The following is a 22,323-nucleotide window of genomic DNA, read 5'->3' on the forward strand; positions in this document are numbered from 1 at the left end:
CTTAACCGGGACTCCCCACGTCTCCCCGGAAGGCCGCTGGCAGGCAGGCGAGCACCTGCTCAGCCGAGAGTTGCCATGAGATCCCGGCAGGCACGCTCGCAGTCGCGGCATGCCTGAGCGCACACGGCGCAGTGGGCGTGCATGCTGTGCCGCTCGCACTCGTCGCCGCAGGCCCTACATGCTTGAGCGCATGCTTCGAGGACGGCACGGGTGAGGTTTGCATCATAGCCGGTGTGCCGTGCCAGCACTCGTGCGGTCGCCTCGCAGATGTCCGCGCAGTCGAGGTCGGTGCGGATGCACTTGGCCAGTTCCTTGACGTTTTCCTCGCTCAGGCAGGCGTCCGCGCACGCAGTACACGCCTCGGCGCACCGGAGGCATTCCTCGATGCACTTGGTGAGCTTCTCCCGGTCAACGCGGCCGAGATCCCGAGGGTAGGCGGAGAGCATCTCCGCGACTTGCAGTGTCATGTGTTCCTCCTGGTTCTGTGTGACCGCGCCTACCCAGGAGCCGGAGCGACCTAACGCGGATCTACTATGTCTATCCGTAGGAGCAATCTTTCCGGTACTCACCATGTCGAAGGGGTAGAAGGGCCTAGCCAATACGAGATCTACGATGAACCATCGTGAAGCAGGCAGCTTCGTGTGGAGGGGGACAGTCCATGAGCGACCACGCCCAGGCCCAGCATGACGACGGCAAGACACGCAGCACCGCGGTCCTCGACGTCAGTGGGCTGCAGTGGGCCTCCGAACAGAACGTCGTCGTGGCCACGCTGAGCCGCCGCCCTGGTGTGCTGCACGTGGAAGCCAACCCCGTTGCCCAGACGGCGACGGTGAGCTTCGACCCGCGCCGGACCTCTCTTGCCGAGTTGCGCACGTGGGTGATCGAGTGCGGGTACCACTGCGCCGGGCAGTCGGTGCCCTCCCACATCTGCGATCCGATGGCCGAACCCGACCCGCCGGGTACGGCTCCGGTGGAGGCTCCGCACGCCGGTCACCCGGCTCACACCGAAGAAGCGACCTCCCCCCACGACATGATGGGGCACGGCGGGCATGCCGGGATGTCCATGGCCTCGATGGTGGCCGACATGCGGAACCGCTTCCTGGTCGCCGCGCTCTTCTCCATCCCGATCGTGTTGTGGTCGCCGATCGGGACCGAGGTGTTCGGGCTGGACCTGCCAGTCCCGTTCGGGCTTCGCCAAGACGTGTGGGCGCTGCTGCTCAGCCTGCCCGTGATCTTCTACTCGTGCTGGATCTTCTTCGACGGAGCCGTACGCGCGCTTCGAGCACGGACGCTGGACATGATGGTGCTGGTGGCCGTCGCGGTCGGCGCGGGCTGGCTGTACTCGCTGATCGTGACCCTCACCGGTGGTGGCGAGGTGTTCTACGAGGCCGCGACCGTGCTGGCCGCTTTCGTGCTGCTGGGCCACTGGTTCGAGATGCGGGCGCGGGGTGGCGCCAACGACGCCATTCGCGCCCTGCTCGATCTGGCGCCCCCGAAGGCGACGGTCATTCGCGGCGGCCAGACCGTAGAGGTGCCGACGGCCGAGGTGATGGTCGGCGACCTGCTCCTGGTACGTCCCGGCTCCAAGATCCCCGTCGACGGAACGGTCGAGGAGGGTCAGAGCGAGGTGGACGAGTCGATGGTCACCGGCGAGAGCCTGCCGGTGCACAAAGAGGTCGGCTCGGCGGTCGTCGGCGCGACCATCAACCGCAACGGCACCCTGCGAGTACGCGCCACCAAGGTAGGGGCGGACACTGCCCTGGCGCAGATCGTCAAGCTGGTCCAGCAGGCCCAGAACTCCAAGGCGCCGGGACAGCGGCTGGCCGACCGGGCGGCGTTCTGGCTGGTCCTGGTCGCCTTGATCGGGGGCGGTCTCACGTTCGCGGTCTGGCTTCTCCTGGCGGGTCAGCCGTTCGGCGTCGCGATCCTGTTCGCCATCACGGTTGTCGTCATCACCTGCCCGGACGCGCTTGGGCTGGCGACCCCCACGGCCATCATGGTCGGCACCGGCCTTGGAGCCAAGCGCGGGGTGCTGTTCAAGAACGCGATGGCGCTGGAGACGTCCGCCCGCATTCAGGTCGTGGTGATGGACAAAACCGGCACGTTGACGAAGGGCGAGCCGGAGGTCACCGATGTCGTGGTCGGCGACATCGTGGCGGAGGATGAGCTGCTGCGCCTGGTCGCGGCCGTGGAGCGAGAGTCGGAGCATCCGCTGGCGGAGGCGATCGTCCGGCATGCCGACGGTCTGGGCCTGGATGCGGTGAGAGCCGAGCGGTTCGAGAACGTTCCTGGCCATGGCGCCATCGCGGAGGTGAGTGGGCACAAGGTGGTGGTCGGCAACCGGCGGCTGCTGGAGCGCGAAAGCGTGGCGCTCGGGAAGATGGCGAGCAGGAGACAGGAGCTGGCGGAGGGCGGCCGTACGGCTGTGATGGTCGCCGTCGACGGCATAGCGGCTGGCGTCATCGGCATCGCGGACGCGGCTCGCGAGTCCTCCCCGGCAGCGGTGGCCGCCATGCACGAGCTCGGCGTCGAGGTCGTCATGCTCACGGGGGACAACGCCGCTACCGCGGAACGCATCGCCCAACAGCTCGGCATCGACACTGTGATTGCCGAGGTGCTGCCGGGAGACAAGGCGGCCAAGGTCGCCGAGCTTCAGAAAGGCGGACGCAGGGTCGCCATGGTGGGAGATGGCGTCAACGACGCCCCGGCCCTCGCCCAGGCCGATCTGGGCATCGCCATCGGGGCCGGCACGGATGTGGCCATCGAGACGGCGGACGTCGTGCTGATGCGGTCGGATCCTCTGGACGTGCCCACGGCACTGCAGATCGGCCGTGGCACCCTGCGCAAGATGCGGCAGAACCTCGCCTGGGCGATCGGCTACAACACGCTCGCCCTGCCCATCGCCGCCGGGGTGTTCGAGCCGGCGTTCGGGCTCGTACTCCGGCCTGAGATCGCCGCGCTGTCGATGTCAGGCTCCAGCGTCATCGTCGCCGTCAACGCCCTGGCGCTCAAACGACTGCGTCTGCCCGCTACGTGAGAAGTCCGGGCAGGATGACCGTGACGAGACGGCGGGCGGCGTCCTCGGAGGGCAGTTCGCCGGCCGCGGAAACGGCGTGCAGGCAGAAGGTGGCGAGTTCTTCCGGTGCGACGTCGTTGCGGAAAGCGCCGGCTCGCGCGCCTTCTGCCAGGAGGTCCCGGATCATGTCGTGGAGCTGTCGCTGGGCTTGGGCGACCTGCTCGTCGCGGTGCAGGAACGACACGAGCGCGTTGTCGCCGTGTCCGCGGGACCGCTGGGTGATGAGGGCGTAGGCCTCCAGCACGGCTCGAAGCCGCGATTCGGCGTCGCCGGCCCTATCGCGGACTCCGGCGAGGTGTTCGAGGTGGGTGGCGATCTGCCGTTCGTGCCAGGCGAGCAGGATCGTTTCCACGTCCGGGAAGTATTTGTACAGGGTCGCGCGCCCGATGCCGGTCTTCTCCGCGATCTGGGACATGGTGACCGATCGCAGCCCGTGCTCGGCCACGAGCGCCGACGTGTGGTTGAGGATCGCGTCGCGTACGTCACGGCGATGCGCCTCGATCGTCTCGTTCCACAGTCTCGGCACGACATGAGCATACGGCATGACATGGTCGATACGCGATGCATTGACGAAGACATAGTGTTTCGTAAAGTATGGGGCCGCGCCCGCTCCCGCCGACCATGGAGGACAGTCACATGGCAGACGCACACGACCGAACCGACGGCGATGTCGGCATGCCACGCTGGGTGAAGGTAGCGGGGATCATCGCCGCCGTTCTGGTTGTGCTCTTCGTCGTCCTGCTGCTCACCGGCGGCCATGGACCCGGCCGCCACTTCGCTGCGAACTCGGCCATTGCCGTCCTCATGCCCTCATGAGGACGATGGCGCCTGCGCTCCGCAAGCTGGTTCTCACCACCCACATCACCTCGTCCATGGGCTGGCTGGGCGCGGTCCTCGTCTTCATGGCTCTCGCCATCATCGGACTCACCAGCCGGGACGCTCAGACAGTCCGGGCCGTCTACCTGGTGATGGAGCCGGCCGCCTGGTACACCCTCATCCCGCTGGCCGTCGCCTCGCTGCTCACCGGGCTCGTCCAGTCCCTGGGAACCACGTGGGGTCTGTTCCGTCACTACTGGGTCTTGTTCAAGCTCCTGATCAACGTCGGGGCTATCATCGTCCTCCTGATGTACACCGAGACGCTCGCCTATCTGGCAGGGGTCGCAGCAGTACCGGACTCCGCATCGGGCATGCTGAAGAGCCCCTCCGTCCTGATCCACGCCGTTCTCGCACTGGTGTTGCTGCTGTTGGCCACCGTGCTGGCGGTGTACAAGCCACGCGGCCGCACTCGATACGCGATCAGGACACGCCCCGGTTCGGCGGCCGGCGGACTGCCCTCACAGGACGCGCGCATGTCGGCAGGTGACCGGAGTGCGGACCTTGACGCTAGGTGAGCGGGATGGGCAGGCTCTGTTCGCTGTCCTGACGGGGCCGAATATGCGGCGTAGCGCCGCGGTGATCGCCAGGTCGTTGATGCCGGCTTCCCGCCGTCGCATCAGCCCGCCTGCGTCGAACTCCCAGAGCGCGTTGCCGTAGCTGCGCCGCCATTGCCCGTCGGTGTCGTGCCATTCGTACTGGAAGCGGACGGCGATCCGGTCATCGGTGAAGGTCCGGAGCTCTTTGCGGAGCGCGTAGTCGAGTTCCTTGGCCCACTTGCGGGCCCAGGAAGGCGATGATCTCCTCGTCAAGGTGGACCTGCTCCACCTGCCCGGCACCGGCGGCGGTGATGACGCGGCACAGCCGGGGATTCTCATGATCAAGTAGCGTCCCCGGCGATGGCGAAGGCCGCCACGATTCGTCGATGGCTCCGAGCCGGTGTTCGCTCGGAGCCATCGACGGACCTCCTACTTGAATCGGCGTAGCCGCAGGCTGTTGCTGACCACGAACACGCTGGAGAACGCCATCGCCGCCCCCGCGATCATGGGGTTGAGCAGGCCGAGGGCCGCCAGCGGCAGGGCGGCCACGTTGTAGGCGAAGGCCCAGAACAGGTTGCCCTTGATCGTGCTGAGGGTGCGGCGCGACAGCCGGATGGCGTCGGCGGCCACCCGCAGGTCGCCGCGGACCAGGGTCAGGTCGGAGGCCTCGATGGCGGCGTCGGTGCCGGTGCCCATCGCCAGCCCGAGGTCGGCCTGGGCGAGCGCGGCGGCGTCGTTGACGCCGTCGCCCACCATGGCCACGACCTTGCCCTCGTTCTGCAGTTCCTTGACCACGTCGACCTTGTCGGCGGGCAGCACCTCGGCGATCACCTCGTCGATGCCGACCTCGGCGGCCACGGTCTTGGCCACGGCCTCGTTGTCGCCGGTCAGCAGCACCGGGGTGAGACCGAGGGCACGCAGCTGCGTGATCGCCTCCTTGCTCGTCGGCTTCACCACGTCGGCCACCACCAGCACCGCCCGGGCCTGGCCGTCCCAGCCCACCGCGACCGCGGTACGCCCTGCGGCCTGCGCCGTGAGCAGGGCCCGCTCCAGGTCGGGGGTGAGGTGCTGCGACCACTCCTCCAGCAGCCGAGGCCGGCCGACCAGGACCGCGTGGCCGTCGACGATGCCCTGCACGCCGAGTCCTTCGATGTTGGCGAAGTCTTCGACGGTGGCGTCGGAGCCGGCGGCGCGGGCGATGGCCTGGGCGATCGGGTGCTCGGAGGCGTGCTCCAACGCGCCCGCCAGGCGCAGCACCTCCTCCCGGCTCTCACCCTCGGCCACGACGTCGACGAGGGTCATCTTGCCCTCAGTGACCGTGCCGGTCTTGTCCAGCACCACGGTGTCGATCCGGCGGGTGGACTCCAGCACCTCCGGCCCCTTGATCAGGATGCCGAGCTGAGCTCCCCTGCCAGTGCCGACCAGCAACGCCGTCGGGGTGGCCAGGCCGAGCGCGCACGGGCAGGCGATGATCAGCACCGCGACTGCGGCCGTAAAGGCGGCGCCCACGCCGTCGCCGGTGCCGAGCCAGAAGCCGAGCGTGCCGAGAGCCAGCGCGATCACGATCGGGACGAAGATGCCCGAGATGCGGTCGGCCAGGCGCTGCACCTGGGCCTTTCCGGTCTGGGCGTCCTCGACCAGCTTGGCCATCTGGGCGAGCTGGGTGTCGGCGCCGACGCGGGTGGCGCGGACGATCAGTCGGCCGCCCGCGTTCACCGTCGCACCGGTCACCCCATCGCCGGGCTTGACCTCGACGGGCACGGACTCGCCGGTCAGCATCGAGGCGTCGACCGCCGAGGTGCCTTCCTCGATCACCCCGTCGGTGGCGATCTTCTCGCCAGGGCGGACGATGAACCGGTCCCCGGCTGAAAGCTCCTCGACCGGCACCCGCCGGCCGTCGGCCAGTTCCACGTCTTTGGCGCCCAGTTCCAGTAGGGCTCGCAACGCGGCCCCGGCCCGCCGCTTGGAGCGGGCCTCGAAGTAGCGTCCGGCCAGGATGAAGGCCGTCACCCCCGCCGCGGCCTCCAGGTAGATGTTGCCGGAGCCGTCGGTGCGCTCGATGGTGAACGCGAACGGGTGCGTCATCCCGGGGGTGCCTGCCGTGCCGAAGAACAGCGCCCACAGCGACCAGCCCAGAGCGGCGATGGTGCCGATCGAGATCAGCGTGTCCATCGTCGCGGCGCCGTGCCGCAGGTTGGTCCAGGCGGCCTTGTGGAACGGCCAGCCGGCGTACACCACCACAGGCGCCGCCAAGGTCAGCGACAGCCACTGCCAGTTGGTGAACTGCAACGGCGGGATCATCGCCATCGCGATGACCGGCACGGCCAGCACCACAGAGGTGATCAGGCGGTTGCGCAGGGGGCGGAGTTCGTCCTCGGGCTCCCGCTCGGCCGCCTCCGCCTCAGTCTTGGGCGGTGCAGGTAGGGCGGCGGTGTAGCCGGCCTTCTCCACCTCGGCGATGAGCTGCTGTGGGTCGACCCCTTCGGGGAAGGTGACCTTCGCCTTCTCGGTGGCGTAGTTGACCGTCGCGGTCACGCCGTCCATCTTGTTGAGCTTGCGTTCGATGCGGTTGGCGCAGGACGCGCAGGTCATGCCGCCGATCGAGAGCTCGACCGCGTTGGTCCGGTCATCGGTGAGGGAGGACATCACCGTTCTCCTTTCTCTCGCTCAGTGGCTGTGGTCGCCGTGCCCGCTGGCACTGGGCGTGGGGGTGGCGTCCGGGATCGCCGGCCGCTCGCCCGCACCGAGGGTGAAGTCGGCGGTGCGGACCTTGCCGTCGTGCTGGAAGTCGAGGAAGAGCCGGTAGTCGCCGACGCTGGGCACCTCGGCGAAGAAGACGATCTCGGGGCCGGCCATGGTCTTGCCGTCGCCGGGCTCGCCGTCCGGGTGGACGTGCAGGTAGGCGAGGTCTCTGGCGCGCAGGGCCACCAGGTGGCCGTAGGCGCCGAGGTAGGGCTGCAGGTCGGTGACCGGCTTGCCATCCTTGCTGACCTTGAGGGTGAGCTTGCTCGCCTGCCCTGGCGCCAGCTCGCCGTCGAGGGTGACCTCGTATCCGTCGACGCTGGCCGTACGGCCGGTCTCGGGAAGCGCCTTGGGCTCGTAGTCGCCGGCGACGAGCAGGTCAGTGCCCAGGGTCAGAGCGCTGCCGCCAGTGGGGGCGAAATCGGCGAATGCACGATACGTTCCCGCGTCGGGAAGGGTGAGCTTGACCGACCAGACGCCGTCGGACGTCATCTCGGGGTGGAGGTGCTGGAAGGTAGTCAGGTCGCGGGAGACGACGATGAAGTGCAGCTTTTTGTCGTGCTCGACCTGGTAGTCGGTGACCGGCTTGCCGTCCGGACCGGCCACGGTGAAACGGTAGTCGGTGGGCTCATCTGGCTTGATCGCCGCGGTGAGCGGGGTGAGGGTGTAGCCGTTCTCGGACACTTGGAGCCCTCCGGGGGTATCGCTCTTCGCCGGCTCGGTGGCGTGCTCCCCATGTCCCGCGCTCGCCGTCGGCGTCGCCATGGCCATCGTGGCGTGGTCCTCGGCCTGAGGCGTCCCGACCGGTCCCACCACCGTGCCCACGCCCAGAGCGCCGCCGAAGACGACCGCCAGCCCCAGGACGTAGGAGCCGAGCTTGGCCGCGGTGTTCACGGGTTCGCCACCTCATATCCAGCCTCCTCGACCGCGGCGACGATCTTCGCCGTGTCGATGGGGGCGTCGCTGTCCACGGTCAGCAGGCCGGTGGCCAGGTCCACCTCGACGTTGGTCACGCCGGCCACTTCGCTGACCTCTTCCTTGACCGAGCTGACGCAGTGGCCGCAGGTCATGCCCTTGACGGTGTAGGTGGCGGTGCTCATGGCGATCTCTCCTTCGATCAATGCGGTCAGGAACGGACAAGTCTGGCGATGGCGTCGGAGGCTTCCTTGACCTTTGCGTCGGCCTCCGGGCCGCCCTTCTTCGTGGCCTCGGCCACGCAGTGGGCCAGATGCTCTTCGAGCAACGACAGGGAGAACGACTTCAGCGCGCTTGTGGCCGCCGACACCTGAGTCAGGATGTCGATGCAGTACTTGTCCTCGTCGACCATGCGCTGCAGGCCACGGATCTGACCTTCAATGCGGCGCAGTCTCACCGCATGGTCCTGCTTGGTGTTGGCATATCCGGGCATGTCGGTCCTCCCTCGGGTTCGTCACCCAGGACAACACTATACCCCCCTATGGTATTTCTAGAAAGCCCGGTGAGTTTTCAGGGCAGCTTGCCCGTCCCCGCCGGCACCCAGAACGCAGCCATCCATCGCGAAACCGAGGAGATCGACATGCCACACGTGATCCGCAGGCCAGGCGTTCTCGGCGGGACATCGCTCGCCGTCTTTCTCGCCACTGTTCACTTCGTCAACGACGCGATCACCGCGATGCTGGGCGCCTTGCTGCCCACGTTGCAAGCACGATTCCAGCTCGGGCCGACCTTGCTGGCCCTGATCGTCGCCGTCTATTCGATCTCGTCATCGTTCACCCAGCCCTTCTTCGGCGCGGTAGCGGAAGATCGCAGCTTGCGCCTGGTGGGGGCCACGGGCGTGCTGCTGGCCTCGTTGTTCCTCAGCCTGATCGGCGTCGCGCCCACACTCGTGGCGGTCTTCGCCCTGCTGATCGTCGGTGGCATGGGCTCGGCCGCGCTGCATCCCGTGGGTACGGCGATCGCGGGCGGCCCGACCGTGCCGAACCGGGTGCTCGGCGTGGGGTTGTTCACCGCCGGCGGGATGATCGGGTTCGCCCTGGGCCCGGTGCTGATCCTTTTCATCGTTTCGGCGTTCGGTATCGCTGTCACCCCGTGGCTGATGGTCCCGGGCGTTGTCCTCGCCCTACTGGTCTTCGTGCTCCTGCCCGACTGGGAGCCGCATGGCCACCGGCCTCTGCGGACGCTTCTTCAGCCCCGGTTGCTACGCGGGCCCATCGGCGGGCTCACGCTCGCATCCAGCCTGGCGAGCGTCGCCTTCGTCACCTTCACCAGTTCGGTCCCCATCTGGCTGGTCCGCGAACACGGCCTGGCCACCGACGACGCACTGATCGGATGGACGCTGGCCGCCTTTTCGCTGGCGGCAGGGGCGGGTTCGCTACTGGGCGGCGTGCTCGCGCCGCATCTCGGCCGCCGGACGACGTTGGTGGGCTCGCTGCTCGCCGCCGCCGTGCCGCTGATCGCCATCGTGTGGCTCGAACCGGGCGGCGTCCCATACTTCGTCGCCGCCATCCTGGCGGGCGCACTCCTGTATGTGAGCAGCCCGATCAACGTCGTGATCGCACAGGACCTCGCGCCCGATGCGCCGGCGAGCGCAGCGGGCATGGTGCTCGGGGTGTCGGTCGCCGTGGCGGGAGCCCTGTATGTGGCTCTCGGCTGGCTCCAGGAGCTCGCGGGGCTCGGCATCGGGATGGTCGTCGGGTTCGCGCTGGTCATCCCAGCTGCGGCGATCGCCCTGGCGGTTCTGTGGCGGCACCCGGAGGCCAATCGCACTTGACATATACCCCCGGGTGGTATTGATTAGCCGTCGTTCTCATACCCCTTGCGGGTATAGCGAATCTCATTCGCTATACCCTACCCCGGTAGGGATGATCGAGGAGAATGCTCATGTCCGCACCATCCCCCCGGCGATGGGCCGCCCTGGCCCTGATCGCCACCGCTCAGTTCATCGTCATCATGGACACGTCGATCATCGGCGTTGCCCTCCCCCGCATCCAGGAAGACCTCGGCTTCTCCCAGGAGAACCTGTCCTGGGTCTTCAACGCCTACGTCGTCGCGTTCGGCGGCCTCCTGCTGCTCGGCGGACGCCTGTCGGATCTGTTCGGCGCCCGCAGACTGTTCGGGGCCGGCTGGCTCATCCTGCTCATCGGCTCACTCATCGCGGGCATCGCCCCCGAGGTGTGGGTCGAGCTGACCGGCCGCGCCGTTCAAGGGGTTGGCGCCGCGCTGATCGCGCCATCGGCCCTGACCCTGCTCATGATGCTCTTCGGCCACGACCCCAAGGAGCTCACCAAGGCTCTGGCCCTGTACGGCGCCGCCGCGCCCGCAGGCGGCACCGCCGGAGTCTTCCTCGGCGGCGTCATCACCGAATACCTCAGCTGGCCCTGGGTCTTCTACATCAACATCCCCATCGCACTCGTCGCGCTGCTGGCCACCGGCCCGCTGATGCCCGCCGCCCGGCCCCAGCGCGGCTCCGTCGACATCACGGGCGCACTGACCGTCACCCTCGGCCTCGGCGCCGCCGTCTACGCCATCGTCCGCGCACCGGAGATCGGCTGGGGCTCCGCGCAGACCTGGCTCGCACTGGCCGGCGCCGTGGTGCTGCTCGGGGCGTTCATCGCCATCCAAGCCCGCCGCCGCCAGCCACTCATGCGCCTGTCCATCTTCCGCACCCCGAACCTCGCCGCCGCCAACCTCACCCAGCTGCTGCTCGGGGGCGCATGGATCCCGATGTGGTTCTTCCTCAACCTCTACCTGCAGCAGGTCCTCGGCTACAGCGCCTTCCCCAGCGGCGCCGCTCTGCTGCCGATGACCGTCCTCATCATGATCGGCATGATCGTCCTGGCGCCCCGGGCCATCAACCGGTTCGGCCCCCAGGCCACGACCGTCACCGGCCTGGCCCTGCTCGCCGCCGGCATGGCCTGGCTCGCACTGATCAGCCCGGACGGCAGCTTCGCCGCCGACGTCCTGCCCGCCAGCCTGGTGGCCGCCCTCGGCATGTCGCTGGCCTTCATCCCCTCCCTCGGCACCGCCATCTCCTCCGCCCGGCCCGAGGAAGGCGGCCTGGCCTCCGGCATCGTCAACACCAGCTACCAGGTCGGCTCCGCGCTCGGCCTGGCCGCCATGACCGCGGTCGCCGCCGCCAACGGCGCCGCACAACTCGGCAACCTGCCCGCCCTGACCAGCGGATTCTCCGCCGCGTTCATCGGAGCCGCCGGCATCGCCCTCGTGGGTGCCCTGCTCGCCGCGGGAACCCTGCGCTCGCACACATCCGTGCCCGCTGACGAGGTCGCCACCTCCCACAGCTGACACCCCATACGCGAAAGGAGAATCCCCATGTCCACGCCCATTCTCATCGCCTACGACGGCTCACCCGACGCGAGGCACGCCATCGAGGAGACCGCACGGCTCTTCCCGGGCGCCTCTGCCGTCGTGCTCTACGCCCGCCAGCCGTTGGAGAGCCTGGCAGCCCACCTCGAGGGCCATCCCGCCCTGGAAGACCTGCGTGACATCGACGCCAAGACCTTCGACGCCTCCGAACGGCTCGCAGCCGAAGGCGCCGAGCGCGCCCGGGCTCTCGGGCTCAAGGCCGAACCTCGCGTCGCCTCCATCCCGGAGGAGATCGTCGCCGACGCCATCGTCGACGTCGCCGAGGAGCTCGACGCCTCACTGATCGTCCTTGGCTCCCGCGGGCGGCACGGGGTGCGGGCGGTGCTGTCCGGCAGCACCTCCACCCGCGTTGTGCACTCCACCGGCCGACCCACGCTGGTCATCCCGTCCACACCACTCGCGGCTGCCCGCCGCGCCGATCGCTGAGGCAGCGTGCCCCCGGCTCCGGTACTGTCGCGGAACCGGGGGCACGCCACTGAACGTCGTGTTCCCCCTGCGTCACGGATCCTGCACGCCGCAACCGGCGGCCTCGAACGCCGCCTCGACGAGCCCCTGGTCTACGGGACCGTCGGTGAGCACGCTCACACGCGAGCGCTCCGGGGTGACGTCCACGCCCACGACGCCTGGGACCTGGATGAGCTCGGACCTCAAGGCCGATAGGCAGTGCTCGCACGTCGCCACCGACAGGCCACTGACCTCGTAGGTGACCAGGCTGTACGCAATCGTGATCAACCGGATTCCTCCTTCGCGCCGGGGCGGTGATCGGATCTCGCGCCCTCCAGACGGATCGTGCATCAAAACGGGAGGCCCGGGAGCCATCGGAGGCTTCCGGCATACGCCATGGCGGAAACCGGAAGCGGCTTTGCCGGAGCAACGCCAGATATGTCATGGTTCGGCGGGAATCATTCTGGAAGGGAGTGCGGTGGACGATTCAACGGACGATGACGTCGCGCAGGCCCTGTACGCACGCATGCACGGCCGCGGCGAATCGCTGCCCGAGGCCGCGCGGGGACTGAATCTGGCCGTCGCGGAGGTTGAGCGGGCGCGTGACCAACTCACCCGGCTCAACCTGCTGACCCCCGATACACAGACCGCCGTCAACGCGACCGCCGCGCTCGCCCGTACCCTCCAAAGCAGCCATCGCACGCTCGACCGCCTGGTCGAGCAGCACGTCAGGACGGCGGCGCTGGCCCAGCACTACCTCGACCTGCCCCGGCAGGCAGGCGGCGACGCACACGTCGAGTTCTTCCCCCGCGCCGACCTCGCCCGCCTGAACCAGCGCATCAACGAGCTGGCGGAACTGAGCAGCCACGAGGTCCTCGGCCTGCACCCACCGGCCGACTGGACGCGCGAGAACCTGGAGGCGGGCCTGGCGCGCACCAAAGTCACCACGGGCAACGGGGCGCGGACCCGGGCTCTGTACGCGCAGATCTCCCTGTCCAACCCGCTGATCCGCGAATACATGGGCCACTGGCGACAGCACGGCGTCGAGGTGCGTGTCGCACCGGTGATCCCCACCCGCGTGCTCGTCTACGACCGGCGAACCGCGATCATGCAGGCCGACCCGGACGACCTGGAGGCCGGCGCGGTCCTGATCAGCGGCTCGAGCGTGGTCAGTTCGATCGCGGCGATCTACGACTACTGCTGGATGACAGCCTCGGAGCCAGAAGAGGTGCCGGGGTCGCCGGACGGCTCGGCACTCACCGACCAGCAGCGCGCCGTGCTTCGCCTGCTGGCCACCGGCGCCAAAGACTCGGCCATTGCGCGCAGCCTGGGCGTCTCGACACGCACGGTCACGCGCCTGGTGAGCGAACTGACGGCGGCTCTCGGGGCGAGCAGCCGGTTTCAGGCGGGGGTGCGGGCGGCCCGGCTCGGCTGGCTCGACTGACCGCCCGGCCCACCGCCGCTGGCGAGCACGGACACCTTCTCTCGTGAAGCTAGGGGGTTACGTCGCTGAACGCCACGCAGCCAGCACGCGTATCTCCCTATAGCCGGTGCTATCGCGGCTAGTAGATATCGGCCTCCCTGCAGCGAATTACTGCGATCGGGCCAATCACCCGTTGCACTTCTGTACCATTTCGCCCAGGTTTGGAGACTTACGAGGAGGCATCGTAGTGGTCGTGCTGGCAAGGCTTGGTCGAACAGCGTTGGCCGCAGCGTTCGCCTTGATCGCACTGACCACGAACGCCCATGCGGAGCCATCACCCGTCAAGGCCAGGGCAAAGCTGGTGAAGCTGAACGAGAAGGCTGACCAGCTCGTCGAGCGGTACAACCAGGCCACGGAGGCGTACAAGAAGGCCAAGAAGAAGTACGACACCGTCAACACCGAGTACGGCCGCAAGGGGGCGCAGGCCGACGCCCTGCGCAGGGACCTCGTCACGGTGGTGGTCAACGATTACCAGTTCGGCCCTTCGACGGGCTGGCAGCGCTTCGTCGCCCAGGGCAGCCCCGAGCAGATCCTCGCCGGCATCGCCACCGTCCAGCAGATCGCCCAGGCCAGGGCGGAGAAGGTGCGGGCCTTCGAGGCGGCGACCATGGAGCTGCGCGACCGGCGGGAAGAAGCTCAGAAGGCCCTGGCAGAGGCCGAAACCGCACGCGCCAAGGTAGGCGACGATAAGGCTGAGGTCGACAAGATGGTCAAGGAGCAGATCAAGCTCTTGCGCAGGCTCGGCGCCTTCCAGGCCGGCAACCCCACCAGCCCCGGCATCCAGTACACCGGCCCGGCCTCCGGCAACGCCCGCTCTGCCCTGGAGTTCGCCTTCGCCCAGATCGGCAAGCCCTACCAGTACGGCGGCACTGGGCCGGGCTCCTTCGACTGCTCCGGCCTCACCCAGGCCGCCTGGCGCACCGCAGGAGTCGAACTGCCCCGCACGACCTATACGCAATGGGCGTGGGGCGCCAGCCGCCGCGTCTCGCTGGACGCTCTGGAGCCTGGCGACCTGCTGTTCAGCAAAGGGCTCGGACACATGGGCATGTACGCCGGCAACGGCAAGATGGTGCACGCGCCGCAGACCGGCGACGTCATCAAGGTGTCCGAGCTCGACGACTACTGGCGCAACCGCCTCCTCGGCGCAGTCCGCCCATAACAGTGCCGGCCACCCGGCTAGCCGTCCACCTGCAGGTCGAGGCGGAGGTCGACTGTGCCAGAGGCGAGTTCGGTCAGGAAGGCGACCGGGTCCACCAGTTGCTCGATGTGCCGGACGCCCGGCGGCATGGCGGGCAGGTCGCGGATGAGCAGTGCGGCGGCGCGTCCGGTGGCGCGGCTCTGCAGCCGCCCGCTGAAGGATGCCTGCGCCGTGCCTGAGCTGACCGTCACGGCGAACCCATCGCTGCCGAGGTGGATCTTCTCCAGCGCCTTCAGCAGCAGGTCGCGAACCGCGCGGCGGCGCAGCAGGCGGGCGACGGCGGGCCGCCCGGCCGCAGCCAGCAGGCCGGTGAACAGGCGGGAGTCCAGGCACAGCCCGGTGCGCGCGGACGGCACGCCGAGTGTGGCAGGCAGCGTGTACTGGTCGGAGAACGGGAACCGGTGGACGGTACGCGTGCCGTACGGCGCGGGAAAGCTCATTGTCCACGAGCCGTCGAGCGCGCCCAATCCGTCCAGGGTCCAGGCGATCGCCGCCGGGCCGTGCTGCTCTCCTGAGCCAAGCAGCACCCCGATGTGTACCTCCGAGGCCGGTGAGCGCTCGGCACAGATGCGGGCCAGCAGATTGGTCACGCCGGGGACAAGGCCAACGCTGAGGGCCGCGGTCGCGCCGCTATCCCGGGCCACATCGTCGAGGTCCTGAATGCCGGCCAACAGGCCGTGGGAGGCCGACACGTCCACGTACCCGATGCCGCGTTCCAGGCAGGCGCGGGCGACCCGAGCGTTGTCGATCTCGGCGCACATGAGGACGGTAGTGACGCCATCCAGCGCCCTGGCCAGGTCGTCGGGGTCGGCGGCATCAACACGCATCGCGGCGGTGGCGGGGCCGGGCCGGGCCCGGCCAGGGTTGCGCCCGGCCACGATCACCCAGGTGTCGGGGTATCCGGTCAGCGCGGCCGCGGCCTCACGGCCGACCGCCCCGTACCCGCCGAGGATGAGAACGCTGTTCATCGCAGAGGTGCTCCTTCACGCTGTACGGGGGAGGCCGCCGGGTCCGTTTGGGGGAGGATCCCGCCGAGCGGCATGGCGCTCCACACGCCGAACACCCGCCGGTAGGAGGCGGGCTCGGTGAAGATCGCCGCCAGCAGCGCCAGCTCGGCCGGGACGACGAGCGCGACGCCCTGCACCGCGCGGCCCGCCAGGAGCGTCCACTCGTCCGGCGCGCGGCCGCACGGCAGAGACCCGATGGTGAACAGCGCGATGCCGGCCTGGAACATCCGCCCCCGGCCGAGCACGTCGGCGGCACGCCCGCCTACCAGCTGAAAGCCCCCGAACGTCAACTGATAGGCGTTGACCAACCAGGCCAGGCCCGCACTGGTTAAAGCCAGGGAGGCGCCGATGGCGGGCAGCGCGACGTTGACGATCGACACTTCCAGGAACACCACGAGCTCGACAGAGGTCAGGAGGAGCAGTGCCGCGAAGCCGCCCCGACCCAAAGTTTCTGTAGTCACACTATAAGAATGTTTTTAGAGTGGCGCTATAGTCAAGTCGTGAGCGAAACACCACCACGACGGCACGACCGCGACGGACGGGCTCCCAAGAAGGAAGATGGGCGGGCCGCGCGGGCCCGATCCACCCGCGCCCGCATCATCACGGCAGCCACCGACCTGTTCACCACCGCCGGGTACACCACCACGAGCATCGCCGCCATCGCGGCCAAAGCGGGGGTGAGCGAGCAGACCGTCTATTACGCCTTCAGCACCAAACGGGCCATCCTCACCACCGCCCTCGACCTGGCCATCGCCGGCGACGACGAACCCATCCCCACGCTCCAACGCCCCTGGGCCCGCGAGGCCATCGCCGACGCGGACCCGCTCGGGCAGCTCGGCCGCCAAGTAGCCGGCGCCGCCGACATCTACCTGCGCGCCGCGCCGCTGCTGGACGTCGTACGCAGCGCCGCCACCACCGACCCCGACCTCGCCGAGGTTTGGGCCACCAACATCCAGCAACGCCTCACCGTCCAACGCGCCTTCGCCGACGCCCTGGCCCGCAAGACGCCCCTGCGCGACGGGCTCACCGCCGAAGCCGCCGCCGACATCGCCCTGGCCGTCCTGTCCCCCGAGACCTACAACCTGCTCGTCCACACGCGAGGATGGAGCCGCACGCGATGGCGGGACTGGACCCTCGACGCCCTCGTCGGCCAGCTCACCTCCCTGCCCCGCCTCACGTCATCGCCAGATGGATGATCAGCCGCTCGATGAGAGCCGGCACGTCGACCAGGGATCATTTGCATCGCGCCGAGCGCGTCAGCAAGCCGTGCCAGAGGCAGCTTCACACCGTGCGGGTCCTGTTGGAGCAGCACCTCCAGCGTTGCCCCGGGCACATCCTCAACCACTGCGATGTCCGCCGGGTAGTGGCTCTTGCTCTGGTCAGCCAGATGAATTCGCGGGGTGCGGAGGATCCCAAGGGCGTCCAGGCGCCTGTGAGCGGCCTCGAAAAAGTCCATGCCTGAGGCGTGCATCGACCTGCGTTGGTCGTCAGCGTCTGCGGGCGGCGAACGCCAGCACGTGTAGGCGCCAGGGATACCGGAAGGCGAACCACCGCTGAGGGGCTGATCGCCATCACGCTGTCCCCCGCTGGCCGGCGGTGGTGAGGGTGAGGAACTGCTGGGAGAGCAGCGGATCGGTAAGGAACCGGCCGCCGACGTGCACGGTGGAAGTGAGGGCCGTCTCCATCCGAACGCCGCGCATGCTCATGCACAGGTGCACGCCGCGCACCGTGACGGCCACGTCCTCGCTGCCGATGGCGGCGACTACCTCGTCGGCGAGCTGGCGGGTGAAGCGCTCCTGCATCTGGAGGCGCCCGGCGTGGCGCTGCGCAATCCGGCCGAACTTCGATAGCCCCAGGACAGTGCCGTCGGCGCGGTAGCCGACGTGCGCGTGAGGTCGACGAGCAGCGGCACCCCGGCGCCGGTGCGGTCGAAGTCGTCCAGCGTGAGGTCCACACCGAGCCGGCCGGCGATGGCGAGCAGGTGCACGACGGCGTTGGTGGAGCCGCCGACGGCGGCCAGCGTCACGATGGCGTTGAGGAACGAGCCATCGTGGAGGCGGTGCCCATGGTGTTGCAGTGGCCGCGACTGCGGATCACGAACGACTCGGACACGAGGAACGCCTCCCGGGAGAGCGTCCCGGCGCACCTCCCCGCTGAGCCGCCACACGTCGGTGCCGCAGCCGAGCGGAGTGCCCGGAAGTGGCCGGTCAGCATGGGGCCGCCGGGGACCACGACGGCGGGCAGGTCCACGGAGGCGGCGGCCATGGCGGCCAGGTTGCGCCAGAGCATCGCGGTCGGGCGCACGTTCGTCTCGCCGAGCGAGACGACGGGCAGGTTGAGCGGTACGCCGCCGGCCTCCCACTCGCCGTGCATGACGCTCTGCGCCACCTCGTTGAGGTGGGAGTTGCACGGGGTGAGGTCGGAGGCGGTGTGGGCGATATTCGGCACCTTATGGGCGGTTCGGGGGATTCAGCATGTTCTGTGGAGGAAGCAGCAGGGGCATGGACCATATAGACGCGTACTGGCGGGCGGCCAACTACCTGTCCGTCGGGCAGATCTACCTGCTGGACAATCCGCTGCTCGCCGAGCCGCTGCGCCCGGAGCACGTCAAGCCGCGCCTGCTCGGCCACTGGGGCACCACGCCGGGGCTCAACTTCTGCTTCGCCCATCTCAACCGGGTCATCAAGGAGCGGGACCAGGACATGATCTACATCTGCGGTCCGGGGCACGGCGGCCCCGCGGCCGTGGCCCACGCGTGGCTGGAAGGGTCGTACTCCGAGCGTTATCCGGACGTTTCGCAGGACGTCGAGGGGATGCGGCGGTTGTTCCGGCAGTTCTCCTTCCCTGGCGGGGTGCCGAGCCACGTCGCCCCGGAGACGCCGGGCTCGATCCACGAGGGCGGCGAGCTGGGGTACGCGCTCGCCCACGCCTACGGCGCCGCGTTCGACAACCCGGACCTGGTGGTGGCGTGCGTCATCGGGGACGGCGAGGCCGAGACCGGCCCGCTGGCCGCGAGCTGGCATTCCAACAAGTTCATGGACCGCCGCCGCGACGGCGTCGTGCTGCCGATCCTGCACCTCAACGGCTACAAGATCGCCAACCCGGCCGTGCTCGCCCGCATCCCCGAGCAGGACCTGCTCAAGCTCATGGAGGGGTACGGCTACCGCCCTCACCTGGTCGGCCCCGACCACCAGGAGATGGCCGGCGCTCTGGACGCCGCGTTCGAGCAGATGGCCGACTACAAGAGCGGCGACGCCGACCGGCTGCCGATGATCATCCTGCGGACGCCGAAGGGCTGGACCGGCCCGCGTGAGGTGGACGGCAAGCCCGTCGAGGGAACGTGGCGCGCGCACCAGGTGCCGCTGGCCAAGGTCCGCGAGAATCCGACGCACCTGGCCATGCTCGAGGAGTGGATGCGCTCGTACCGCCCCGAGGAGCTGTTCGACGCCGGCGGCCGACCCAGCCAGGACATTCTCGGCACGGTGCCGCGGGGGACGCGCCGGATGAGCGCGAACCCGCACGCCAACGGCGGCGAGCTGCTGGAGCCGCTGCGGCTGCCGGACTTCCACAGGTACGCGATCGAGGTCAAGTCGCCCGCCACGCAGACGAGCGAGCCGACCAGGGTGCTCGGCGAGTTCCTGCGCGACGTGATCGCGGCCAATCCGCGCACGTTCCGGCTGATGGGCCCCGACGAGACGGAATCCAACCGGCTGCAGGCCGTGTTCGAGGCGACGGACCGGGCGTGGGACGCCGAGCTGCTGCCGACCGACGAGCACTTGGGCGCGGGCGGCCGCGTGATGGAGGTGCTGTCGGAGCACCTGTGTCAGGGCTGGCTGGAGGGCTACCTGCTGACCGGCCGGCACGGGCTGTTCAACTGCTATGAGGCGTTCATCCACATCGTGGACGCCATGTTCAACCAGCACGCCAAGTGGCTGGAGTCGTCGCAGAAGATCTCGTGGCGGCGGCCGGTGGCGTCGCTGACGTACCTGCTGTCATCGCACGTGTGGCGGCAGGACCACAACGGCTTCAGCCACCAGGACCCGGGCTTCCTCGACGTGGTCGTGAACAAGAAGGCGTCCGTGGTCCGGGTCTACCTGCCACCGGACGCCAACACGCTGCTGTCGGTGGCCGACCACTGCCTGCGCTCCCGCGACTACGTCAACGTGATCGTGGCCGGCAAGCAGCAGGTGCTGGACCTGTTCACCATGGAGGAGGCCGTCGCGCACAACACGCGCGGCCTCGGCATCCTGCCGTGGGCCTCCACCGACGAGGGCGTGGAGCCGGACGTGGTGCTGGCCTGCGCGGGCGACGTGCCGACCATGGAGACGCTGGCCGCCGCCGCGCTCATCCGCGAGCACCTGCCCGAGCTGAGGGTCCGGGTGGTCAACGTGGTCGACCTGATGCGGCTGCAGCCGCGGTCGGAGCATCCGCACGGCATGACGGACGCCGAGTTCGACACGCTGTTCACGACGGACAAGCCGGTCATCTTCAACTTCCACGGCTATCCATCGCTCATCCACCAGCTCACCTACCGCCGGCACGGGCACGGCAACCTGCACGTGCGCGGTTACAAGGAGGAGGGCACCACGACGACGCCGTTCGACATGGCCATGCTCAACGACATCGACCGGTACCACCTGGTCATGGACGTCATCGACCGCGTCCCCGGCCTCGGCTCCAAGGCGGCGCACCTGAGGCAGTGGATGAGCGACGCCCGGCTGCGCGCCCGCGCGCACACCCGTGAGTACGGCGAGGACCCCGTGGAGATCAGCTCGTGGACATGGCCGGCCGCATCCTCGTCCTGAACACCGGCTCCTCGTCGATCAAGTACGAGCTGGTGGACGTCCGCACCCGGGACCGGCCGGCCCGAGGGCTGGTGGAACGCATCGGCGAGGCCGGCCCGGGGCGGCTCACACACCGGGCCGGCGACGGTCCGCCGTACGTGCGCGAGCGGCCGTTCCCCGGGCACGGCGAGGGGCTGGAGGCGATGATGGAGGCGTTCGCCGTGGCGGGACCCGACCTCGCGCCCGTCGCGGTCGGGCACCGCGTCGTGCACGGCGGCACCCGCTTCACCGAGGCCGTGCTGATCGACGACGGGGTGATCGCCGCCATCGAGGAGCTGGCACCGCTCGCGCCCCTGCACAATCCGGTCAACCTCACCGGGATCAGGGTCGCGCGCAAGGCGTTTCCCGGGGTCCCGCAGGTGGCCGTGTTCGACACGGCGTTCCACCGCACGCTGCCGCCGGAGGCGTACACGTACGCCGTGCCGCGCGAGTGGAGGGTGCGGCGCTTCGGCTTCCACGGCACCTCCTGCGCCTACGTCTCCCGCCGCGCCGCCGCGTTCCTCGGCCGTGACCTGGCGGACCTCGACCTGATCGTGCTGCACCTGGGCAACGGCGCGAGCGCCACCGCGATCTCCAGCGGACGCAGCGTCGACACCTCCATGGGCATGACGCCGCTGGAGGGCCTGGTCATGGGCACCCGCTCGGGCGACGTCGACCCGGCCCTCGCCGGCTACCTCGCCCGGGTGGACGGGCTCGACGCCCAGCAGATCGAGCAGGCGCTCAGCCGCCGCGGCGGCCTGCTCGCGCTGACCGGGACCGGCGACATGCGCGAGGTACGCGGCCGGGACGACGAGGCGGCCCGGCTCGCGCTGGAGATCTACACCCGGCGGATCCGCAAGTACGTCGGGGCCTATTACGCGCTGCTCGGCCGGGTGGACGCGATCGTGTTCACCGGCGGGGTGGGCGAGCACGACGCGGCCACCCGCGCCGCGTCCCTGACCGGGCTCGACCGGCTCGGCATCACCGTTGACCCGGCGCTCAACCTGGCCGGCGCGAGCGGTGAGCGGGCCGTCTCGCCGTCGGGGGCGGAGGTGCCCGTGCTGGTCATCCCGACCGACGAGGAATGGGAGATCGCCCGCCAGGCCCTCTCCCTCATCCCCGGCTCCCCCTGACGGCCCCCACCCCCTCCGCCAGCGATGTTCGGGGTGAGGACGGGTCACCGTGGGAGGATGGGGATCGTGTCCTCCGCGTCCTCAGCGCTGCGGCTGTCGAGGGCCGTCGTGTTCGCGACGGTCTGCGGCGCCGTGTCGGCCGGCGGTCATGCGCTGGCGGGCGGCGGGCTGGTGCCGTTCGAGATCTACCTGGCCGGCGTGCTGGCGGTGCTCGCGTCGGCGTACGTGATCGACGGCCGCGAGCGCGGGCCGGTCGCCGTGCTCGCCGCGACCGCGGGCGCGCAGACGGTGCTGCACCAGCTGTTCGAGCGGCTCGCCCCGGTCGCGGGCGGGGAGGCCGGGCACGGGCATCCGGCGCCCGGCATGACGCTGGTCCACCTCACCGTGGCGGCGTTGACGGCGTGGTGGCTGCATCGGGGCGAGCGCGCCCTGTGGCTGATGATCCGCCTGTACGGCACGCCGCTCCCGCTCATCCGCCTGCTCGTCACCGTCCCGGCCGCCTGCGCCGTGCCGGTGGGGCGGCCGGTGAGCACTCCAGAGGTCCCCATGCACGCGGGAAGGATCGTGTCCCGCGCGGTCAGCAGGCGAGGCCCGCCGGGGCGCTTCAGCTGAAGCACGTCCCAGCGCGCCGGCTCTTCGGCGC

General features: G+C 69.4%; 24 protein-coding genes and 2 pseudogenes. 12 read left to right on the top strand and 14 right to left on the bottom strand.

Annotated features, from left to right (window positions below; genetic code table 11):
• Positions 1-59 precede the first annotated feature (59 nt).
• A complete protein-coding gene (locus tag OHA25_RS41435; RefSeq protein ID WP_327591118.1) occupies positions 60-461 on the bottom strand; it encodes a four-helix bundle copper-binding protein in 402 nt (133 codons plus the stop codon).
• A gap of 197 nt (positions 462-658) precedes the next feature.
• Here OHA25_RS41435 and OHA25_RS41440 point away from each other — a divergent pair, with 197 nt between their 5' ends.
• On the top strand, positions 659-3,037 hold the full coding sequence (locus OHA25_RS41440) for a heavy metal translocating P-type ATPase (protein WP_327582373.1): 2,379 nt from the start codon (positions 659-661) through the stop codon (positions 3,035-3,037).
• Here the strand turns inward: OHA25_RS41440 and OHA25_RS41445 are convergent.
• A complete protein-coding gene (locus OHA25_RS41445) occupies positions 3,030-3,602 on the bottom strand; it encodes a TetR/AcrR family transcriptional regulator (RefSeq protein WP_327582374.1) in 573 nt (190 codons plus the stop codon). The two genes, OHA25_RS41440 and OHA25_RS41445, sit on opposite strands and share 8 nt — an antisense overlap.
• 110 nt (positions 3,603-3,712) lie before the next feature.
• On the opposite strand from OHA25_RS41445, the gene OHA25_RS41450 reads away from it, so the two are divergent.
• Positions 3,713-3,892 (top strand): hypothetical protein, encoded by a 180-nt coding sequence (locus OHA25_RS41450; protein WP_327582375.1) that lies wholly within the window; start codon positions 3,713-3,715, stop codon positions 3,890-3,892.
• A gap of 5 nt (positions 3,893-3,897) precedes the next feature.
• The gene (locus OHA25_RS41455) at positions 3,898-4,467 is read left to right on the top strand and encodes a hypothetical protein (RefSeq protein ID WP_327582376.1); all 570 of its coding nucleotides are present in this window, start codon (positions 3,898-3,900) and stop codon (positions 4,465-4,467) included.
• On the opposite strand, the pseudogene OHA25_RS41460 reads toward OHA25_RS41455, so the two are convergent.
• The 5 genes and pseudogenes from OHA25_RS41460 to OHA25_RS41480 all read right to left on the bottom strand — a co-directional run.
• Positions 4,460-4,756 (bottom strand): annotated as a pseudogene (locus OHA25_RS41460) (DUF1348 family protein); the annotation flags it as partial. The gene OHA25_RS41455 and the pseudogene OHA25_RS41460 overlap by 8 nt on opposite strands.
• A 161-nt stretch (positions 4,757-4,917) precedes the next feature.
• A complete protein-coding gene (locus tag OHA25_RS41465; RefSeq protein WP_327582377.1) occupies positions 4,918-7,134 on the bottom strand; it encodes a heavy metal translocating P-type ATPase in 2,217 nt (738 codons plus the stop codon).
• Between the two features lie 21 nt (positions 7,135-7,155).
• Positions 7,156-8,124, bottom strand: coding sequence for a hypothetical protein (locus OHA25_RS41470; protein WP_327582378.1), 969 nt, complete (start codon positions 8,122-8,124; stop codon positions 7,156-7,158).
• Positions 8,121-8,330, bottom strand: coding sequence for a heavy-metal-associated domain-containing protein (locus tag OHA25_RS41475; protein WP_327582379.1), 210 nt, complete (start codon positions 8,328-8,330; stop codon positions 8,121-8,123). The genes OHA25_RS41470 and OHA25_RS41475 overlap by 4 nt, the downstream gene beginning before the upstream one ends.
• Positions 8,331-8,356: 26 nt before the next feature.
• Entirely contained in the window at positions 8,357-8,638 is a 282-nt protein-coding gene (locus OHA25_RS41480) for a metal-sensitive transcriptional regulator (RefSeq protein ID WP_327582380.1), read from the bottom strand.
• Here OHA25_RS41480 and OHA25_RS41485 point away from each other — a divergent pair.
• From OHA25_RS41485 to OHA25_RS41495, 3 genes are all read left to right on the top strand, one after another.
• Positions 8,606-9,979, top strand: coding sequence for an MFS transporter (locus OHA25_RS41485; protein ID WP_327582381.1), 1,374 nt, complete (start codon positions 8,606-8,608; stop codon positions 9,977-9,979). The genes OHA25_RS41480 and OHA25_RS41485 overlap by 33 nt on opposite strands.
• 110 nt (positions 9,980-10,089) lie before the next feature.
• On the top strand, positions 10,090-11,511 hold the full coding sequence (locus tag OHA25_RS41490) for an MFS transporter (RefSeq protein WP_327582382.1): 1,422 nt from the start codon (positions 10,090-10,092) through the stop codon (positions 11,509-11,511).
• Positions 11,512-11,538: 27 nt separating this feature from the next.
• Positions 11,539-12,018, top strand: a complete 480-nt coding sequence (locus tag OHA25_RS41495; RefSeq protein ID WP_327582383.1) for a universal stress protein — start codon at positions 11,539-11,541, stop codon at positions 12,016-12,018.
• Positions 12,019-12,090: 72 nt separating this feature from the next.
• Here OHA25_RS41495 and OHA25_RS41500 read toward each other — a convergent pair whose 3' ends face one another.
• Entirely contained in the window at positions 12,091-12,324 is a 234-nt protein-coding gene (locus OHA25_RS41500; RefSeq protein ID WP_327582384.1) for a heavy-metal-associated domain-containing protein, read from the bottom strand.
• Positions 12,325-12,514: 190 nt separating this feature from the next.
• On the opposite strand from OHA25_RS41500, the gene OHA25_RS41505 reads away from it, so the two are divergent.
• On the top strand, positions 12,515-13,480 hold the full coding sequence (locus OHA25_RS41505; RefSeq protein ID WP_327582385.1) for a helix-turn-helix transcriptional regulator: 966 nt from the start codon (positions 12,515-12,517) through the stop codon (positions 13,478-13,480).
• A gap of 340 nt (positions 13,481-13,820) precedes the next feature.
• Positions 13,821-14,678, top strand: a complete 858-nt coding sequence (locus OHA25_RS41510) for a C40 family peptidase (RefSeq protein ID WP_327582386.1) — start codon at positions 13,821-13,823, stop codon at positions 14,676-14,678.
• A 17-nt stretch (positions 14,679-14,695) separates the two neighbouring features.
• Here the strand turns inward: OHA25_RS41510 and OHA25_RS41515 are convergent, their stop codons facing one another.
• Together OHA25_RS41515 and OHA25_RS41520 are read right to left on the bottom strand one after the other, a co-directional pair.
• Positions 14,696-15,685, bottom strand: coding sequence for a saccharopine dehydrogenase NADP-binding domain-containing protein (locus OHA25_RS41515; protein ID WP_327582387.1), 990 nt, complete (start codon positions 15,683-15,685; stop codon positions 14,696-14,698).
• Positions 15,682-16,185 (bottom strand): MFS transporter, encoded by a 504-nt coding sequence (locus tag OHA25_RS41520; RefSeq protein WP_327582388.1) that lies wholly within the window; start codon positions 16,183-16,185, stop codon positions 15,682-15,684. Before OHA25_RS41520 ends, OHA25_RS41515 begins: the two co-directional genes overlap by 4 nt.
• Before the next feature lie 39 nt (positions 16,186-16,224).
• Between OHA25_RS41520 and OHA25_RS41525 the strand changes: the two genes are divergently transcribed.
• The gene (locus OHA25_RS41525) at positions 16,225-16,920 is read left to right on the top strand and encodes a TetR/AcrR family transcriptional regulator (RefSeq protein ID WP_327582389.1); all 696 of its coding nucleotides are present in this window, start codon (positions 16,225-16,227) and stop codon (positions 16,918-16,920) included.
• Positions 16,921-16,943: 23 nt separating this feature from the next.
• Here the strand turns inward: OHA25_RS41525 and OHA25_RS61630 are convergent.
• The 4 genes and pseudogenes from OHA25_RS61630 to OHA25_RS41540 form a co-directional block, all read right to left on the bottom strand.
• Positions 16,944-17,195, bottom strand: a pseudogene (locus OHA25_RS61630) (phosphotransferase); the annotation flags it as partial.
• Between the two features lie 100 nt (positions 17,196-17,295).
• Positions 17,296-17,580 (bottom strand): GTP cyclohydrolase I, encoded by a 285-nt coding sequence (locus tag OHA25_RS41530; protein WP_327591119.1) that lies wholly within the window; start codon positions 17,578-17,580, stop codon positions 17,296-17,298.
• A complete protein-coding gene (locus OHA25_RS41535; RefSeq protein WP_327582390.1) occupies positions 17,487-17,750 on the bottom strand; it encodes a dihydroxy-acid dehydratase domain-containing protein in 264 nt (87 codons plus the stop codon). The genes OHA25_RS41530 and OHA25_RS41535 overlap by 94 nt, the downstream gene beginning before the upstream one ends.
• The gene (locus OHA25_RS41540; RefSeq protein ID WP_327582391.1) at positions 17,747-18,172 is read right to left on the bottom strand and encodes a dihydroxy-acid dehydratase domain-containing protein; all 426 of its coding nucleotides are present in this window, start codon (positions 18,170-18,172) and stop codon (positions 17,747-17,749) included. The genes OHA25_RS41535 and OHA25_RS41540 overlap by 4 nt, the downstream gene beginning before the upstream one ends.
• Positions 18,173-18,225: 53 nt before the next feature.
• Here OHA25_RS41540 and OHA25_RS41545 point away from each other — a divergent pair, with 53 nt between their 5' ends.
• The 3 genes from OHA25_RS41545 to OHA25_RS41555 are packed head-to-tail and all read left to right on the top strand — an operon-like array spanning position 18,226 to position 22,292.
• Positions 18,226-20,529, top strand: a complete 2,304-nt coding sequence (locus OHA25_RS41545) for a phosphoketolase family protein (RefSeq protein ID WP_327582392.1) — start codon at positions 18,226-18,228, stop codon at positions 20,527-20,529.
• On the top strand, positions 20,505-21,680 hold the full coding sequence (locus OHA25_RS41550) for an acetate/propionate family kinase (RefSeq protein WP_327591120.1): 1,176 nt from the start codon (positions 20,505-20,507) through the stop codon (positions 21,678-21,680). Before OHA25_RS41545 ends, OHA25_RS41550 begins: the two co-directional genes overlap by 25 nt.
• A 57-nt stretch (positions 21,681-21,737) precedes the next feature.
• Positions 21,738-22,292, top strand: coding sequence for a hypothetical protein (locus OHA25_RS41555; RefSeq protein ID WP_327582393.1), 555 nt, complete (start codon positions 21,738-21,740; stop codon positions 22,290-22,292).
• Positions 22,293-22,323: the final 31 nt, after the last annotated feature.

The organism is Nonomuraea sp. NBC_00507 (genome assembly GCF_036013525.1).
GTDB lineage: Bacteria > Actinomycetota > Actinomycetes > Streptosporangiales > Streptosporangiaceae > Nonomuraea.

Bases quoted from the DNA above. Each gene is read 5' to 3' on its own strand.
- OHA25_RS41495 (WP_327582383.1), top strand. From the start codon at position 11,539: ATGTCCACGCCCATTCTCATCGCCTACGACGGCTCACCCGACGCGAGG.
- OHA25_RS41480 (WP_327582380.1), bottom strand. From the start codon at position 8,638: ATGCCCGGATATGCCAACACCAAGCAGGACCATGCGGTGAGACTGCGC.
- OHA25_RS41545 (WP_327582392.1), top strand. From the start codon at position 18,226: ATGGACCATATAGACGCGTACTGGCGGGCGGCCAACTACCTGTCCGTC.
- OHA25_RS41485 (WP_327582381.1), top strand. From the start codon at position 8,606: ATGGTCCTGCTTGGTGTTGGCATATCCGGGCATGTCGGTCCTCCCTCG.
- OHA25_RS41440 (WP_327582373.1), top strand. From the start codon at position 659: ATGAGCGACCACGCCCAGGCCCAGCATGACGACGGCAAGACACGCAGC.
- OHA25_RS41455 (WP_327582376.1), top strand. From the start codon at position 3,898: ATGGCGCCTGCGCTCCGCAAGCTGGTTCTCACCACCCACATCACCTCG.
- OHA25_RS41465 (WP_327582377.1), bottom strand. From the start codon at position 7,134: ATGTCCTCCCTCACCGATGACCGGACCAACGCGGTCGAGCTCTCGATC.
- OHA25_RS41555 (WP_327582393.1), top strand. From the start codon at position 21,738: ATGGGGATCGTGTCCTCCGCGTCCTCAGCGCTGCGGCTGTCGAGGGCC.
- OHA25_RS41475 (WP_327582379.1), bottom strand. From the start codon at position 8,330: ATGAGCACCGCCACCTACACCGTCAAGGGCATGACCTGCGGCCACTGC.
- OHA25_RS41550 (WP_327591120.1), top strand. From the start codon at position 20,505: ATGGCCGGCCGCATCCTCGTCCTGAACACCGGCTCCTCGTCGATCAAG.
- OHA25_RS41490 (WP_327582382.1), top strand. From the start codon at position 10,090: ATGTCCGCACCATCCCCCCGGCGATGGGCCGCCCTGGCCCTGATCGCC.
- OHA25_RS41450 (WP_327582375.1), top strand. From the start codon at position 3,713: ATGGCAGACGCACACGACCGAACCGACGGCGATGTCGGCATGCCACGC.
- OHA25_RS41515 (WP_327582387.1), bottom strand. From the start codon at position 15,685: ATGAACAGCGTTCTCATCCTCGGCGGGTACGGGGCGGTCGGCCGTGAG.